Source organism: Pseudomonas sp. NCIMB 10586, from assembly GCF_023127895.1.
In the GTDB taxonomy this organism is placed as follows: domain Bacteria; phylum Pseudomonadota; class Gammaproteobacteria; order Pseudomonadales; family Pseudomonadaceae; genus Aquipseudomonas; species Aquipseudomonas synxantha_A.
This window is the reverse complement of the sequence record NZ_SPKQ01000042.1, coordinates 686,622-701,952: the sequence shown is the minus strand read 5'-3', so window position 1 is coordinate 701,952 and position 15,331 is coordinate 686,622. Positions and strand designations below refer to the sequence as shown.

At 56.8% G+C, this 15,331-nt stretch carries 17 protein-coding genes; 6 read left to right on the top strand and 11 right to left on the bottom strand.

The features are described from left to right. Positions 1-361: 361 nt before the first annotated feature. The 5 genes from hchA to E4P01_RS18690 all read left to right on the top strand — a co-directional run bounded on the left by hchA (position 362) and on the right by E4P01_RS18690 (position 3,460). Positions 362-1,237 carry a glyoxalase III HchA gene (gene hchA / locus E4P01_RS18710; protein WP_216091615.1) on the top strand — a complete coding sequence of 292 codons (876 nt, stop codon included), beginning with the start codon at positions 362-364 and terminating at the stop codon, positions 1,235-1,237. Positions 1,238-1,263: 26 nt separating this feature from the next. Then, positions 1,264-1,956 carry a PA1136 family autoinducer-binding transcriptional regulator gene (locus E4P01_RS18705; protein ID WP_248129017.1) on the top strand — a complete coding sequence of 231 codons (693 nt, stop codon included), beginning with the start codon at positions 1,264-1,266 and terminating at the stop codon, positions 1,954-1,956. 291 nt (positions 1,957-2,247) lie between these two features. After that, positions 2,248-2,775: a hypothetical protein gene (locus tag E4P01_RS18700; RefSeq protein ID WP_216091616.1), complete on the top strand. Its 528-nt coding sequence runs from the start codon at positions 2,248-2,250 to the stop codon at positions 2,773-2,775. A 22-nt stretch (positions 2,776-2,797) separates the two neighbouring features. Then, on the top strand, positions 2,798-3,115 hold the full coding sequence (locus E4P01_RS18695) for a hypothetical protein (RefSeq protein WP_216091617.1): 318 nt from the start codon (positions 2,798-2,800) through the stop codon (positions 3,113-3,115). A 135-nt stretch (positions 3,116-3,250) separates the two neighbouring features. Further along, complete coding sequence (locus tag E4P01_RS18690; protein ID WP_103734576.1) at positions 3,251-3,460, top strand: hypothetical protein; 210 nt, start codon at positions 3,251-3,253, stop codon at positions 3,458-3,460. A 3-nt stretch (positions 3,461-3,463) separates the two neighbouring features. On the opposite strand, the gene umuC is transcribed toward E4P01_RS18690, so the two are convergent. From umuC to E4P01_RS18675, 3 genes are all read right to left on the bottom strand, one after another. Further along, the gene (gene umuC / locus E4P01_RS18685) at positions 3,464-4,738 is read right to left on the bottom strand and encodes a translesion error-prone DNA polymerase V subunit UmuC (protein ID WP_216091618.1); all 1,275 of its coding nucleotides are present in this window, start codon (positions 4,736-4,738) and stop codon (positions 3,464-3,466) included. Then, positions 4,731-5,156, bottom strand: coding sequence for a S24 family peptidase (locus E4P01_RS18680; protein WP_032880717.1), 426 nt, complete (start codon positions 5,154-5,156; stop codon positions 4,731-4,733). Before E4P01_RS18680 ends, umuC begins: the two co-directional genes overlap by 8 nt. Positions 5,157-5,252: 96 nt before the next feature. Further along, positions 5,253-5,462, bottom strand: coding sequence for a hypothetical protein (locus tag E4P01_RS18675; RefSeq protein WP_216091619.1), 210 nt, complete (start codon positions 5,460-5,462; stop codon positions 5,253-5,255). A gap of 83 nt (positions 5,463-5,545) precedes the next feature. Between E4P01_RS18675 and E4P01_RS18670 the strand changes: the two genes are divergently transcribed. Next, a complete protein-coding gene (locus E4P01_RS18670; protein WP_216091620.1) occupies positions 5,546-6,232 on the top strand; it encodes an SOS response-associated peptidase family protein in 687 nt (228 codons plus the stop codon). On the opposite strand, the gene E4P01_RS18665 is transcribed toward E4P01_RS18670, so the two are convergent. The 8 genes from E4P01_RS18665 to E4P01_RS18630 form a co-directional block, all read right to left on the bottom strand. After that, positions 6,219-6,743 carry a lysis system i-spanin subunit Rz gene (locus E4P01_RS18665; RefSeq protein WP_216091621.1) on the bottom strand — a complete coding sequence of 175 codons (525 nt, stop codon included), beginning with the start codon at positions 6,741-6,743 and terminating at the stop codon, positions 6,219-6,221. The genes E4P01_RS18670 and E4P01_RS18665 overlap by 14 nt on opposite strands. Beyond that, entirely contained in the window at positions 6,740-7,165 is a 426-nt protein-coding gene (locus tag E4P01_RS18660; protein WP_216091622.1) for a structural protein, read from the bottom strand. The genes E4P01_RS18665 and E4P01_RS18660 overlap by 4 nt, the downstream gene beginning before the upstream one ends. 42 nt (positions 7,166-7,207) lie before the next feature. After that, complete coding sequence (locus E4P01_RS18655) at positions 7,208-8,116, bottom strand: hypothetical protein (protein WP_216091623.1); 909 nt, start codon at positions 8,114-8,116, stop codon at positions 7,208-7,210. Between the two features lie 997 nt (positions 8,117-9,113). Then, positions 9,114-12,842 carry a phage tail protein gene (locus E4P01_RS18650; protein WP_216091624.1) on the bottom strand — a complete coding sequence of 1,243 codons (3,729 nt, stop codon included), beginning with the start codon at positions 12,840-12,842 and terminating at the stop codon, positions 9,114-9,116. A 57-nt stretch (positions 12,843-12,899) separates the two neighbouring features. Continuing rightward, complete coding sequence (locus tag E4P01_RS18645; RefSeq protein WP_216091625.1) at positions 12,900-13,478, bottom strand: tail assembly protein; 579 nt, start codon at positions 13,476-13,478, stop codon at positions 12,900-12,902. Further along, positions 13,475-14,230 (bottom strand): C40 family peptidase, encoded by a 756-nt coding sequence (locus tag E4P01_RS18640; RefSeq protein WP_216091626.1) that lies wholly within the window; start codon positions 14,228-14,230, stop codon positions 13,475-13,477. Before E4P01_RS18640 ends, E4P01_RS18645 begins: the two co-directional genes overlap by 4 nt. A 3-nt stretch (positions 14,231-14,233) precedes the next feature. Continuing rightward, positions 14,234-14,980 (bottom strand): phage minor tail protein L, encoded by a 747-nt coding sequence (locus tag E4P01_RS18635; protein WP_216091627.1) that lies wholly within the window; start codon positions 14,978-14,980, stop codon positions 14,234-14,236. Between the two features lie 10 nt (positions 14,981-14,990). Next, positions 14,991-15,329 carry a phage tail protein gene (locus E4P01_RS18630; protein WP_216091628.1) on the bottom strand — a complete coding sequence of 113 codons (339 nt, stop codon included), beginning with the start codon at positions 15,327-15,329 and terminating at the stop codon, positions 14,991-14,993. Positions 15,330-15,331: the final 2 nt, after the last annotated feature.

The following is a 15,331-nucleotide window of genomic DNA, read 5'->3' as shown; positions in this document are numbered from 1 at the left end:
CGCTATTAACGTTCGCCGGTTTTCAAGACCGCTATGCAAACTCATACGGGCTGGGGCTCTGAAGGCCTGCGGAGTTCCATTACCCAAGGAAAGTGACCGGGCTACAGACTGCATTCTACAAGGGGTGCGGTTTTAGTTTTGGAACTCTCCCCCCCCTCCCCCGGCGTCCTGTCGACCGAACACAAACCACCAATAGGCCACGAATCATGAGACAAATCCTATGGCTGCATTCGGCCAAAAGCGGCCGATCGGCGTACTGTATGGGTGCGGAAAATTTCTTTGAGGGAAAACCCTCATTGCTGGGCCTGCGTCACGCTATTAGCATTGATTTCGACAATCGGCCCATTCGTAGGAGAAAACCATGACTACCTTGCAGAGTGACGACAAGCGCCCCACACCGGATCAGGCAGAGGACAATGCCTTTTTCCCCTCTCCATACTCGCTAAGCCAATTTACCTCGCCAAAATCTGATTTGAGTGACGCGGATTACCCTAATCCTTACCAAGGTGGCCGCTGGAAGATATTGCTGATCGGCGCCGACGAGCGCTATTTACTGACCGACAACGGCACCATGTTTTCCACCGGTAATCACCCGGTCGAGACGTTGCTACCCATGTACCACCTCGACAAAGCCGGCTTCGCGTTCGACGTTGCGACCCTGTCAGGCAATCCGGTGAAGTTTGAATTCTGGGCCATGCCTTCCGAAGATACCGAGGTAAAGAATTTCTACGCCAAATACCGCGAACAGTTCAAGAAACCCTTGAAGCTTTCCGATGTGGTCGAAAAGGCACTGGGCGAGGATTCGGATTACATCGGGGTTTTCATACCCGGCGGACACGGCGCGCTGATTGGATTGCCGGAGAGTGCCGACGTGAAAGCGGCTTTGCATTGGGCAATCACCAACGACAAATTTGTGATTTCCCTATGTCACGGCCCAGCAGCAATGCTCGCGGCGGGTATTGGAGAGTCGAGGGATTCCAACATTTTCAACGGCTACAAGATCTGCGCATTTCCAGACAGTCTCGACGCAAAAACGCCCGACATCGGTTATATGCCTGGGCATTTGACCTGGAAATTTGGTGAGCAATTGAAAGCCCTGGGAGTTGAGATCGTCAACCAGGATATTTCAGGTGCAACGCTTCAAGACCGCAAGTTGCTGACCGGCGACAGCCCACTGGCAGGCAATAATCTGGGCAAGTTGGCAGTTGAAGCATTGTTGAAAGAGGTCGCATCGTAGTGAGCGACGGGCCGGCAGAAACAGCGATGCGAGCTGCTCTGGAGATAGAGACGGCGCGCACACTTGAATCAATCAAGAAAGCCGTCAGGGGTTTTGCCACGCCCTACGGCTATGATCGATTCGTGTTGTTTTCTGCATCGCCGGCAAGTGAAGAAGTGGTTGAGCATATCTACTGGGTCGAAGGCGATTGGTTCGATAACGGTCGATCGGTGGATGCAGAGACTTATGTTCGACATTGTCCGGTGACTCGCCACCTTCTGAATGCTCGGCAATCCTTCTTCTGGCAGAAAGAGCAGGTCAAGGGAGAAGAGCGCTACCGGGTGATTCGTTCTCCAGGTGACCCAGGGATTCAGGGGTTGCAGGTACCAGTTTTCGGCCCGCAGGGGCTTGAGGGCGCGATGAGCTTGGGGGGTGAGCCGGTGGATGGAAGCGCGCGGGTTCGCTTGGGACTAAGCCTGGTTGCGACGGCCGCTTTTTTCGCAGCTAGGGGGTTGCTTGAGGCTCCACTGGACGAAGCGTTACAAAGCCTTTCCCCGCGAGAGCGCGAAGTCATGGAATGGACGGCTGCCGGAAGACGGCAAGCGGATATTGCAGCAACTCTCGGTTTGTCGGAGCGTACGGTTGAAAATCACCTGCGCTCAGCGCGCCGACGTCTGGGCGTGACAACGACAGCACAAGCCATCAGGATGGCCATCCGTAACGGCGATATCGATGGTTAAGGACGCGGCGAGATCGAGTGGTGGAACGTTTGGACCTCCGAGTAATTTCCTCAATGGGCTGATCTGAATGTCGGCTATTGGCCGAATACCGCCCTTCAGAAGTTTCTATATTTCCCGTCACGAAGCTTGCTTTGGCCTAGCTTGAGGCGTCCATGCCAGGACAGACCGCTTGCGAGCCTAAGCTGACCGTCATGGGCTATTTGGCCGGCGCTGGTCGACCTGATGCTCCTCGTAACGTCAGTGTTGAGACGGTACTGTATGCGACGGATGAATTCAGAGAATCGGAAACCCATGCGGACAAAGACCATACCGGTAGGCCAACTGATTATTGAAGGTCTCGGAGATACAGATAATGCGTATGAATATGTCTACGAGTTGATGCCACTAATCGGAGAGGTTGTCCTCTGGTTTAATACACTTGAGGCGGACATCGATAATATCTTATGCGGATTCATCTCTGACCGAACAGATCAAAAAGGTCTCTTAGTCGTGGGTAATATGATGTATACGACTAAGCTGGATTTGTTCGAGCGATTCGCTTCTGATTTTTTCCGTGACAGAGGCGATCAGCCTGCCTGGTTCTCACAGCTCCTGTCAGATCTCCGGGAGTGTGGCAGCCTTCGCAACAAGGTTGTTCATGCGAATTGGATGCACACCAATGAGGATGGATACACCCAAGTCAAAATTAAATTCAGTAAGAGGGGGCTTGAGCATGAACTTGTCCAATTCTCCAAAAACTCGCTCGAGCTCATCATCGGTAAAATTGAGGCTGCGAGAAACCAATTGGATGACCTCAGTAATGAATTTTTACCCTGCTGATGTGTAAAAAAGGAGTCCAATGATGGAGGCAGAACGCTACTGTATTCGTTTAATGTTCGAATGGGGCGGTGGTTGTCTTTGGTGTGGAAACGATACTGCCCTGGATAAATTTTCTGTAGGGCCTATTGAAGAGAAGCTGCCACTCAGTGACGAAGTCCAAGCACTGCTTAACAAGCTTTCACAGTGGCATGACACTTCGCTGAACTGGGATTACCCACCTGATCCCGGCCCTTGGAACACAGACGATTACGCAAGATTTGAAGAGGCTGCCACCAGACTACTGAAATCCATCCAAGAGGAATTAGGTGAAGAATTCGAAGTAGTGTACGAAAAACTATAGCTTGTCCGTGTGAGCCTTCGGCCAATTCAGTTGAAAGCGTGTACTCGTGAGTCACCGCTTTTGGCCGAAAATGGACGCTCATGACCGCTCCCAATCGTCAACTGCTACGCTGTTCACTCCACAAGAGGAACGCCAATGCCCAGCTCAGATCTGCTCCCTTCCCTGCTTTCAAAACTCTACGAAAACCAACTCGCCCTTGAGGCGTCCATCATGGAATTATCCAACTGGGTGGAGCAGCGTGGCTCTGCCGAGATAGCAGAGAATGTTCGTGGCGCCCTTCAAGCCATCGACGATAACGAGGAGTTCATCAAACTGACTCTGGCGGTACTAATGAGTCCTGAATAACAGCTACTTGCAGGCTACAGCCCAAAGCTGGTCCAGCTTGGTGGTGTAACTCTGGCTCATCATTTCCCGACGCATACCCCAGTCGGGATTGGTGGGCACGCTAGCAGAACGAAGCGTTCCCCTTCCCCACCTCTCGTTGATCTGATCAAGGACGGTCATAACCTGGGTTGCCTCGGTCGGCTGCGATATTGCAAAAAGATCATCGGTGTATTCGCCTGGCTGACACAGATTGAGCAGCATCACTTCGGCCTTGCTGTATTTGAAACCGGGCCGAAAAATCCTGTCGAGCGCATCGACAGCGGCTTTCGTGAGCAGGCGCACGTCATCGGTGGGGTATGGCATATCCACCACCACGCCGTTGGCGTACTTCGCCTCCTCCGGATTGAACATGCCTGTGCGGATGCAGACGCGGACCTTTTTGCAAAGTGAGTTTTGGGCGCGGAGCTTCTCTGACGCCCGCATCATGTAGGTGGCCACCGCTTCCTTGATCGGCGGCAGATCGGTCAGCCGTTTGCCGAACATCCGACTGCAACAGATTTCCTGCTTGGGTGGGTCGGGCTCATCAAGCTCCATGCACGACGTGCCGGCCAGTTCACGCGCCGTCTTCTCGATCACTACGCTGAATTTCTTGCGCAGCGTCCAAGGATCCGCCTTGGCGAGGTCCATCGCTGATTTTATGCCCATAGCGTCGAGGTGGAGTTTCATTTTGCGGCCCACGCCCCACACTTCGCAGACGTCAGTATTACGCAATACCCAATCGCGCTTGACCGGATCGGTGATGTTCACCACTCCACCGGTTTGAGCTTGCAGTCGCTTTGCCGTGTGGTTGGCCAGCTTGGCCAAGGTCTTGGTGCTCGCTATTCCAACTCCCACCGGTATGCCAGTGCAACGCAACACCCGCGCCCGGATCTGACGCCCCAAAGCATCCAGCTCGGGAATACCCGACAGGTCAGCAAACGCCTCATCGATACTGTAAATCTCAACGGCAGGAACCATCGATTCGATCAGGGTCATCACTCGCTCGCTCATGTCGCCATAGAGCGCGTAGTTGGATGAAAAAGGAACGATGCCATGCTGCTTCAGCTTGTGTTTGATCTGGAAATACGGCTCGCCCATCTTGATAAAAGGCTTGGCGTCGTAGCTGCGGGCAATGACGCACCCATCGTTATTGCTCAGTACGACGATAGGCACCTTTGCCAGATCCGGACGAAATACCCGTTCGCAGCTTGCATAGAAACTGTTGCAGTCAATCAGCGCGAAGACCGGCGCATTACACATGACTACGCACTGTGCTCGTGATCACGCCCCAGATCGATAGCTCGTCCCCCTCCAATACATACCGCGCTGGATATTTCGGATTCTCCGACAGAAGAATGACCTCTTTCCCACGCTTGCACAGTCGCTTACAGACGGGATCATTATTCAAGAGAGCGACAACGATGTGCCCGTGGACCGGCTCAATTGACCGGTCCACAACGGCCAAGTCTCCCTCAAAAATTCCCGCCCCTTGCATACTTTCGCCAGTAATCGCGATGAGATAGACATGCGGCGCCCTGATATTTAGGACCTCATCCAATGAGATGTGCTGCTCGATGTGATCGGCCGCCGGCGATGGAAAGCCGGCGGGCACCCGAAAAGAGCAAAAGGGCAGCTTCGTGCCACCCTCGGCGATAGGACCTAAAATTGAGAAGCTCATGACGCAGCCTTTTACAGATACTGTACGAATGTACAGTTAATAGCGCAGATGGCTTGCGGTCAATTTGGTGTAAGAGATATCTGACAAGCGGCCGCGTCAGACCAATTCATCTGCGTATGCGGCGACTGCCTCTTCCGTCAGCTCCCGCCACTCAGACTCATCTATCAGGCCCTGCTGCTTCAAGTCGTCCGCCAGGGCCAGCCGCGATTCGTAGCGCTCCTCAGGTGTGGCCGATATGAAGGAGGGATCATTGCGGAGTGCAAACCACGCCTCCATTGCGTTCACCTGTTCAATGTTGGTCGCCATGACGAATACCTTGGGCCAGTGTCTACAGTGTAGAGATTGGCCGGGGACCGGCTGTTCATCGGCGCCGACGAGCGGAGATGCTTATGTGCGGGAGACTTTCACAGTACCGAGGAATCCACGAATTCGTTGCAGCACTGAGTATGCCCAATGCACTGGCGAACTCCGTGGGCGATCAACCAATTGAACGGTACAACGTGGCACCGACAACCGCGGTTGCACTGCTGCATCTGCAGGGAGAGTTGCTCCACGCTGATCCGGTACGCTGGGGATGGCGGCCGCACTGGGCGAAAGACCGGGCAGCACCTATCAACGCCCGCGTGGAAAAAGTGGCGCATGGTCCGTTCTTCAGGGCGATCTGGCCGCACCGGGCGATCACGCCTATCGATAACTGGTTTGAGTGGGTAGACGAAGGTGGGCCCAAGAAGCAGCCCTACCTAATCCGCCGGCGGGATGGTGCACCAATATTGTGTGCCGCCATCGGCCAACTACCTGACGCAGATGAAGGCCCGGGCGAGCACGACGGCTTTGTGATCATTACCGCCGATAGTGCCGGTGGCATGGTGGACATTCACGACCGGAGGCCCGTGGTGCTGACGCCGGACCTGGCCCGGGAATGGTTGGATCCAGCCACGCCCAAGGAGCGAGCCGAGCAGATGGTGCTGCACCAGGGGGAACCTTCTGAGGTGTTCGAGTGGTTCAAGGTCGATACGGCCGTGGGCAACGTCCGGAACAAGGGGCCCGAGCTGATTAAACCGATCAGCGAGCAATAGCCCTGACGTACGCCTGACAAGCACGCAGCGCGATTATGGCGTTATCCCCGTCATCGGTGATGCGGATAATTCTTTGAGAATGCGCTGGGTCAAGTTGGGCTCGACGGACTGCATGAACCACGCCGGCGGCGCCGGGGGTGGTAGGCACGTTGCAGCCACTGGCTGAATCCTCGATGAGGACTGACAGCCTGACATCAGCAGTAGCAAGCTGGTCACGCAGGCGAGCCTGGTTGCGCTGGGCATCGGATAATTCCTTGGTGTGTTGTTGGTCCTGGAGCGCGAGCTGTTGCTCAGTGGCCAGGCGCTTGTCCTGCTCGGCCTTCTGCTGCCGCCAGGCCTCGCTGGTAATGGTGTCGAGTTGGCCCTGGTGCGCGGCGTTCTGCGCGGATAGCTGTTCAGACAGCTTCTTGCCCATGCGCCAGTCCTGAATCTGCCAAGCCACGCCCGCGGCACCCGCCATATGCAGCAGGATCAGCACCAACAGGCCGGCCAGCTTCTGTACCGGCGTCATACCAGCGCCCGCCGCACGCCTTCGGCCAACACCGTATCAGGGTAGGCATAGCCTGCGTTCTCGTGATGGATGATGGCTTTGACGAAGCCAGCCATTACGGCGGGCCGGGCCAGATCCACCTCGGCGCCAGGCCGGGTGCCGGTGTTCTCTTCGACCGCGCGCACGTACGCCGCGGTGTCGTTCTCCACCGACGGTGCCCAGCGGCTGATTATCGCCTTCACAGTCTTCAGGCCATGCTTGCGCTGGTAGGTCAGCAGCAGCTTACCCAGGGCACGAATACCGTTCTCCGGGGTGTCGAACCTGGCAAAGCGCTTCTCGATCGCAAGGTCGGGCTTGAGCTGCCCCTGCCACTGGTTGCTCGCGTTGTAGTCAATGTTTCCGGGGTTTTTGTTACGGACGCCGCGGGTTTCGATGTTCGGCATGATTTTCTCCAGGCGTAAAAAAGCCCGCTCAGTGGCGGGCTGTCATTCTTCGGTGGTGGCTGGGAGTGGCGGCGGTGGTGATGGGTACTCAATAGCAGGCATCTCAAGACGCACATCGATCCAGCTGTTGAGCGGTACATCTATCGGCGCCCCAGGACCTGACACCATTTCCCCGTCATCAGTCAGCGTCCAACGTTGCTTGAATAGACGCACCGTGACGGCCCCATCTTCATCCTGGCGACTTTCGGTGATACCCAGCATCCGACCGCCATCTGGCGAGACCGGGTCATGCGTTCGCCATCCTTCAAGCGCCAACCCCAGGCACCCGGTGATGCGGTACTCGCCGACCCCCAGCCGCTCAACCGCTACACCCTGGGCCTGGTCGTTTGCAACACCCCAGCCGCCGACAGGCTCGAAGGTGGTTTCCTGCAAATCAAGGCGGGTGGTATCAGCAACATTTGCTATGCGGACAATTGGCGATGCTGCCGACAGAACTCCGCCTGAGCCCCTGGTGGTGTTGCCGTCGTGGTAGATCTTTCTCCAAGCATCAGGCAGACCGCTACCCGCGACAGTTCGGAACATAAGATTCATACTGCCGGTTGACAGAACTTGGCCCACCAAGTCCACAGCGGCGTTCTGAAATGGGAATTGAGCCCGTAGTCCAGCCCAATAAAGCCCGCCAGCAGGGACGTTTGTTGTGTTGTCCCCGTAAGCTGTGAAGTGACTGCCGACTTCCGCAAAGGCAGAGTTTCCGACCATCGCTGCTGGTGCACTCACATCTTGAATTTCGCCTGGCCCAATACCTACATTTTTATTTGAGGCAGTGCCAAGTAGACCATTACGAGAGTAAAGCTCTTGGGTCATGGCGTTAATTTTAATGGCAGCACTGCGGGTTGTATCGCCGCCAGCACCTGTGGGTGCAACACCGATATTTATTTCTTGTCTTGCCATTTAGAGGTTCCTTGAAAATTAAATTTATGCGGATATTTTTCCAAACATAGCAGGCAGCAAAAAGTAAATTGGATTCGATACGGTTGTGACACTAAACCTCAAAAGTGAGACGGCAAAATCATACCTAAGCCCAGTTCCGCGAGACTCATTATTTCCGCCCATCATTGGCATTCTGGCATTGTTCACCATTAAATAATCGCCAAGCTCATAACTCATCGGAACCGAGTACCAATTAGTAGGAAGCCCCTGAGTACTGTAGGTGGTGTGTGTGTAGGTCCAATTTTGTACAGCCCTGGTAAATACTGCCGCTTGAGTGCCAGAGTCAAAGATTTGCTTGCCCGTCGCATCCCACATCCTCAAACCATAGGAAGCGCTTGGGACAGACGAAAAGGCCCCAATGAATATAGCCCCAGAGTGTGCTTGCCCTGATGTTACGGAACAGCCAGTCCAAGCACCTGCGCCCCCCTCTAGCAAAACGCCAAGCTGTATAAGCGACCCATTGCTCTGCGGGCGTACAAAAACAAGGGGCGGCTCTTGGGTGGTAACAACTGAAGAGAATACAACTGAGACACCAGCGGTGTAGGAGCCTTTGTGAAATACGCACAGCCTCGAATACTCAGAATCAAGGGAGACAGCCCCGACATCGTTTACTACTTGCAGGCCATAATTCATTAGCCAAACCTCGCAACCATTAATCGCATCGTTGCGGTAGAGAATGAGTCAGTCGGCCGGTCTTTCAGAAAATTCCTAACATACACAAGCTCCGTACCCATCTCGCACTCCAGCTGCCTATTCGACACAACCTGTGAGTTATCATTGTTTATTGGCAATAAAAAGCAAATTGCATTGGTTGCGGTACAACCTGGAGCCGAAAAAGTCCTAGTGCCTCCAGGACCTGAAGAATATGAAACCAATACAGATAAAACGATCCTGTAAGTAGATGTCGTGGTGTCAAATTCCAGGTTACCAGTTGGTGACCATATCCTCAGACCGGAACTCATTCAGTAAGATCTCCGATTTGAACGCGCTTGACGCCACCATTATCCCAAAACCGCAACGAGCGATTTGTCATCATTGATCGGCCCTGCCCTGGTACAACTCCGTTGATTTCAAACGTCCCGTCGAAGAACAGCTTCCAGCCAGCCTTGCCTGGGTCATAGTTATTCGACTGGATGTAGTTTCCGATCTTGGCGTTGGTGATAGTGCCGTCCTGGATGAATGCGGACTTGATAAAGGTCTGCCCACCTTGGACTGCGAACGGCACCGATCCGGCCTGGCCAATGGCGAACCTATCGGCGTCGATGATGAACTGCGACTGCAACCCACCAGGCCCATTCTCCAGCCCAAGCCCGATACCGGCGTACTTGTAGAGGCCAGTGGCAGTTTCGTACTGAATCCGCACCGACCAGTTCGCCGTGACCTTGCCATCGACCGTTTGAATTGCCGTGGTGTTGGTCTGGATAGCCAGCGTGTTGCCGTTGACCGAGTTCTTGACCGTTTCGATGCTGGACGACAACACGCCGTCGGCATTGATTCGGGCGGTTTGCTCGGCTATGACCGCAGCGGCGTTGCTGGCAACCTTCACTTCCACTGTGTCGGTTCTCTGCCCTTGAACCAAGTCACCCTCGATCAGCGCGGACTGAGTTGACCAAACGCCTACGTAGCCGGCCTCTGACCCAATAAGCGCAGTGTCATCACCCTGGAGTGGCGGGTTTACCTGGAGGTAGATGCCGTCTACCCGCTCCGCCGTGGTGGTGACCTTGCCGTCGAGAGTGGTAACCGTGGCTTTGAGGGTGCTTAACCCGCTGGCCGTGGCGTTCACGCCGGTTACTGGGTCGTTGACCGTGACCTTAACCGCATTGAGCTGTTGCGCCTGGGCGGTGATGTCCTGGCCGTGCTGCGTAATGGTCGCGCTGTTTTGCTGTACCTGGGTGGCCAACGCATCCACTGTCTGGGCTACAGTGCCGATATCGGTCCAGTAGGTCGCGTTCGGTGGAGGATTATTCGCCGGTACCGGGCCTTTCGCCTGATACAGGTGCTGACCCATGCGGACTATTTCGTTGAGCGCGTATGCCTTCGCAGGATCGTATTCCAGTGCGTCGACGATCTGGTCAATCAAACCTTCCAGCTCATCCTTGGCCGCTTCGATGCGCCCATTGACCGAGCCAGGGCCGTTGCCGTCGATAAGGTTGATGCGCTCATTCAGCAATTGCCCAAGGGAGGTTTCGTCGATCTGCCCCTTGATCTGCTCAAGAATCGGCCCAGCATCCGAACTGGCCTGGCCCATCACCCCATTCACCACCGGATAGAACGCCCCGATGTTGCCGGTTCGATCCACCAGGCGCGCCCAGAAGAACAGCGTTGCACCCGCCAGCAGTGACTGCATACGGTAGTCGGCCTGCGGATATGCCAGGTCGGCAAGCTTCGTCGCGGCTTGCAGGTTGTTCGCCGGACCGTACCAAAGCTCGGTGCGCTGGGTGTCCTCGGCGCCAGCAGGGAAGCCCCACTTGATGCCGATGCCGAACAGCTCGCTGGTGGTGGTCAGGAACGACACCGCCGGCGGCAGACCTGTCTTGCCTTCCAGGTTGGTCAGGTTGGAGCTTTTCCAGATCGACGAAATTTCGAACGCGCTTACCGAACGCACACGGGCCAGGTAAGCGCCCGAGTAGATGCCAGTGACGTCGACGCTCGTTGAGCCAGTACGCTGCACCTTGATCCAGTTGCCGCTGTCCTTGCGCCACTCCACGTCATAGGCGACGGCGCCAGCAACAGCGGGCCATGAGATGTTCATGGTACTGATAGCAATGCCCTGGTCGATCGATACGTTCGAAGTGATGGTGACGCTGGCGGGCGCCGGAACGACAGTAATGGGGATGACGCTGATCGGGCGCTCCTCCAAGCGCGCGCCGGTGTCGATGCTGGCGAACTTGCCTGGCTCGTACTGCAAGGCGCTGATGTCGTAATCGCCCTCTGGCGTCCGTGCGGTCCTCATCACTCTATATAGAGGGATCGCAAGGTCATCAGCGTCGATTGCCCACTGAAGCTGGGCCGCCGGCGCCTCGCTGTATGCAACGGTCACGGTTACATTCCGGCCGTTCACGCTTTCCACGGTGCGGCCTTCTGCCCGCCCGCCAGGGAGGTTGATCACCAGCAGGTCGCCGGGCTTGGCCATGGTGTCCCGGTCCAGCTTGATGACCTTCCCCGCCGCTGCCGCAATGCGCCCACCGATCTCCCGACCAGCCAGCAGCGAATCCGCGACGGGGATGATGAACCCTGGCAGCGGGATACGACCTTCCATGCCCGTCCTGAAGCTGATCGTACGGTCCTGGTTGTTGCTCAGGACCAGCCATTTTGCCCGGCGCTGAGCTTCCGATGCCCGGGTGCAGCCAATGGCACTGATCTCAGTCGGCTTGTCACCCAGGCGGCGCTGGATCGGCAAGTCGGAATAGACCGTGACGTCGGTGTCGTAGTTGTTCAGCGGGTTGTCATAGCTGACCAGGCAGCGAGTAAAGCGGGTCTTCGCCGATGCGCTGCCGTAGGATATTTTCCCGTCGATGACGTTGGAGCGAGTGAAGACGTAGTCGATGTCCTGTGAACGAGGCATATCAGCCTGCATGACCAACTGGCCCTGGGCCCAGTAGGTCATGCCGCGGTAAATGCCAGCGATGTCACGCAGCAGGGACCAGGCGTCGGCCTTGCCCTGCAGGTTCATGTCACACAGGAAGCGCGGCTCAACGCCGTCGGCGCCGTTCGATACCAACTGATCGCAATACTGCGCGATTCGGTAAAGCTCCCACTTATCAACCATCCACGGCTTGATACGGCGGCCGAGGCCGAAACGGTCCTGAGTGCAGATTCCGTAAGTAATCCAGGCCGGGTTATTGGTCCAGGCCTCCTTCATGGTGCCATCCCAGGCGCCGGTGTACGTGCGGGCCACTGGGTCGTAGTTGCTCGGAACCTGCCAGCGACGGGCCTTGCACTTCACGGTCACGGCCGGGATGTTGGTGAACTGCTCGGCGTCGAATTCAACGAACAGCAATGCAGTGTTCGGATAGCGCAGCTTTGCGTCGATCACCTGGGTGTAGCCGGCGATGAACAAGGTGTCCGCGACTTTGTCGGTGTTCTGGGAGTTTGGCGTGAGGCGTCGAACGCGGATCAGCCAGCCGCTGGTAGCCGGTGGCAGATCAATACGCAGAGACCGCTCGTACCGGGTGGTGGTCTTTCCATCCATGGCGCCCAGGAGAACCTGCTGATATGCACCACCATCGGTAGCCACATCGACCGCATACTCAATACGGTAGCCGTTGATGTTTCCTTCTGCGTCCTGGCTCGCCAGGCGCGGCGAGGCCAGGCGTATGCGTGCCGCTGAAAGTTGAAGGTTGGTCAGCGACTGGACCCATGGTGCGCCGCTGCGCAGCTCGATGTTCAGCGAGGTCTCATTGTCGACAGACGGAATACCTGGGATATAGGTCTGCTCAACAGAGCCTGGGCGCCATTCCCACTTGACGTTGGTGAAGTTGAAATTGCCGCTGGCATCTTGGATCGGGGTGTTGTCGAGGAAGATATCGCGCGCGGTTGGTGTGCCGTCGAATTCACCCTCGCCAACGGCGATCAGAATCTTGGCCACGTTGGTGGAACGCAGGCTGTCGGGCGCCTCTACTGGAGACTTGGGCTTGCTCTCGCCACCTTTGGCACCGTGAATATCCAGCTTCTGTGCTGCGCCCATGCTTTCCTCCAGGCAATAAAAAACCGCCTCTTGGGCGGCCTGATCGATGCGTCGTGGTTATGTCTTGTCTTCGGCGTAGACCGATGCCGATATGATCGCCCCGCCCCATCGGCGCTCGCCGATGCAGATGGGGACGGGGTTGCCGCTGGCCGTGGTGTTCTTGGCGCTGCCGAATGCGTAGCTGGGCATGTTTTCCGGTGAGGCGCTCTGCTTAAGGCCGGCAGCCTGCGGGCTGAGCATCTGGATAACTCCGCCGGCTAGCAGCGCGATACCTGCGGGCGCCGTCGGTGCGCCGAAGTAGCTCGCCGCGATCAGCACCACGCCCAGCACGATCTGCAAAATGCCGCCGCGCTTACTACCCTCGATCACCGGAACAATCCTGATCTCCCTGGCGCCGCCCATGCCAAACGATTCCGCCCCGATGTTTTTACGGTTGCGGAAGATGGCAAAGCGAAGGCCCAGGCGATCAAGACGGCGGATCTCGGCCTCGAATCCTTCAATGGTGGCCTTCAACGCCCGGAAAACTTCCCATGTGTCGCCCGATGCGACCTGGCGCCGATGCAGCCTGCCGAACTTCTGGGCCAGCGAGCCGGACAGCTTGATGGTGGTCATCGGCGAATAAGCGATGGCGCTCATCGGGCCTCCTTGTGTCGAAGAATTATACGGGTGCGCTGCAGCCAGGGGCCGCCGTATACGATCACCTCGGACGGCCGACCATACAGATGATGCAGAACGAAGGGCCCGGCGCCGAACACGCCTGAATCTTCGCCTGGTAGCGCCGGATCAGTGCCCAGGTATATCCCGGCATGGTTCGGGTGAGCGGTGCGGCCAACCTCCATCACGATCATGTCGCCGCGCCGCGGGCTGTCGACTTGCTCAAAGCCCGCGGCGGCGTAGTTCGCTTCATAAAGGCTGGTGCTGTCTGCGCTCTCCCACCAGCCATCAGCCCTCTTGAAGTTCTCAAACTTAAGGCCCCACTCGCGCTGGTACCACTCTTCGCATACAGCCCAACAGTCCCACACACCATGAACAAACGGTCGCTTGAGCAGGGGCACGGTGCCTGACGGCGTGATCGTCCTGAGGTCTCCTTCAGGCCAGGACAGAATGTGCCAGGGCAAAGCCGTGGCCTCACACATGGCCAGGTCACGCGATGACGGGCGACTGGTGGCGTCCGGGTGGGAGTGAACGATGCCGATCACCTGACCCTGGTCTTCCGCCGCGGCGTAGTCCTCTGGCTCAAGCCGGAACTCTTCGTTTGGCTCGGTTGCTATGTTCCGGCACGGGAAGTACTTCTGGGCCCGGCCCACGGCCAACAAAAGCCCACAACACTCCTTCGGATATTCGGCCGCCGCATGAGCCTGGATGGCCGCAATGATGTGTTTGCGCATTATTCAGCTCCGGGCAATGAGTGACACAGCGGGGAAACCCCCGAATGGGTAAGGGTTACCCTCGCCAAAACGCGGGATGCAGCCCTTGCCCAGGGTGGCGTCGCACACGTCCAATTCAGGATCATCGGTAACCACCCCGTCCTTCGTGACGTAGGGGCCGGTGTATCCACAGTTGGGGCCTCTGTAACCCCCCGTCAGGCACCAGTGGCACAGAGTGGTCATCTGCCTGCCGATCGTCTCGCCGCCGACATCGCCCGGACTGGCAAGCTCCCAACTGACCGACTCATCCTCATCCACCTTCTGATCGATATACCAAACTTCAATAGATTCCTGGGTCGGATCAGCCTCTGGGTTTCCCTCTTCGAAATTCTGCGCATCCAAAAAGCGTGAAAGCGTGTGGCGGATGGTCAGTTTGAACTCCAGTAGATCCTCGAAAACCAGGCAGAGCGCGCTTATTCGACCATTGACGTTGCCTACCGATAGCTTCGGTCGTACCGCTGTGCCGTCTCCGTTTGCTTCACTTCCTTCATAATTCATAGGCCATGCGCCGTATTCTTCGCCTTGCCACCAAATGGACTTCGCTGGTAGTTGGTCGGCATTGGGTCCGGCGGCCAGCAGTTCCGCAGGCGTGTGCGGGATCGCATACCCATGGAAGCGCAGGATGTCAGCGCCGTAATCGCTGCCGTCCAATTCGAACAGCATGACTTCATTGCCAGGCTCAAGAGTCTGGATAGCATTGATCAGCGACATGAATTGACCTTTACGGGTGGAAGGCGCGCTCAAATGTCGCCGTCACTTTGAATACGCCCCCGCCCATGGGGGTCGGGGTTGGGTTCTTGCAGGTGAACAGGCCGAGCTGGCCCAGTGGCGTGGCCCACAAGAAAGCCTTGGCGCCCTTGTGACGGTCGAAGAACGCCATAATTTCCAGCGCTCTCGCCGTGTTGCCCGTGTGGGTGACCGGGTAGGAATCGACTTTGTTGTTGATCCCGTCGCCGACCTCTTGCTTGTAGCCGTCCCCGAACTGCGAAGTGCGCACCCGATAAGTGATATCGGGTGCCTCCCCGTGCTGGGTGGGCCAGGTGAATGTTTCAATCGCCATGG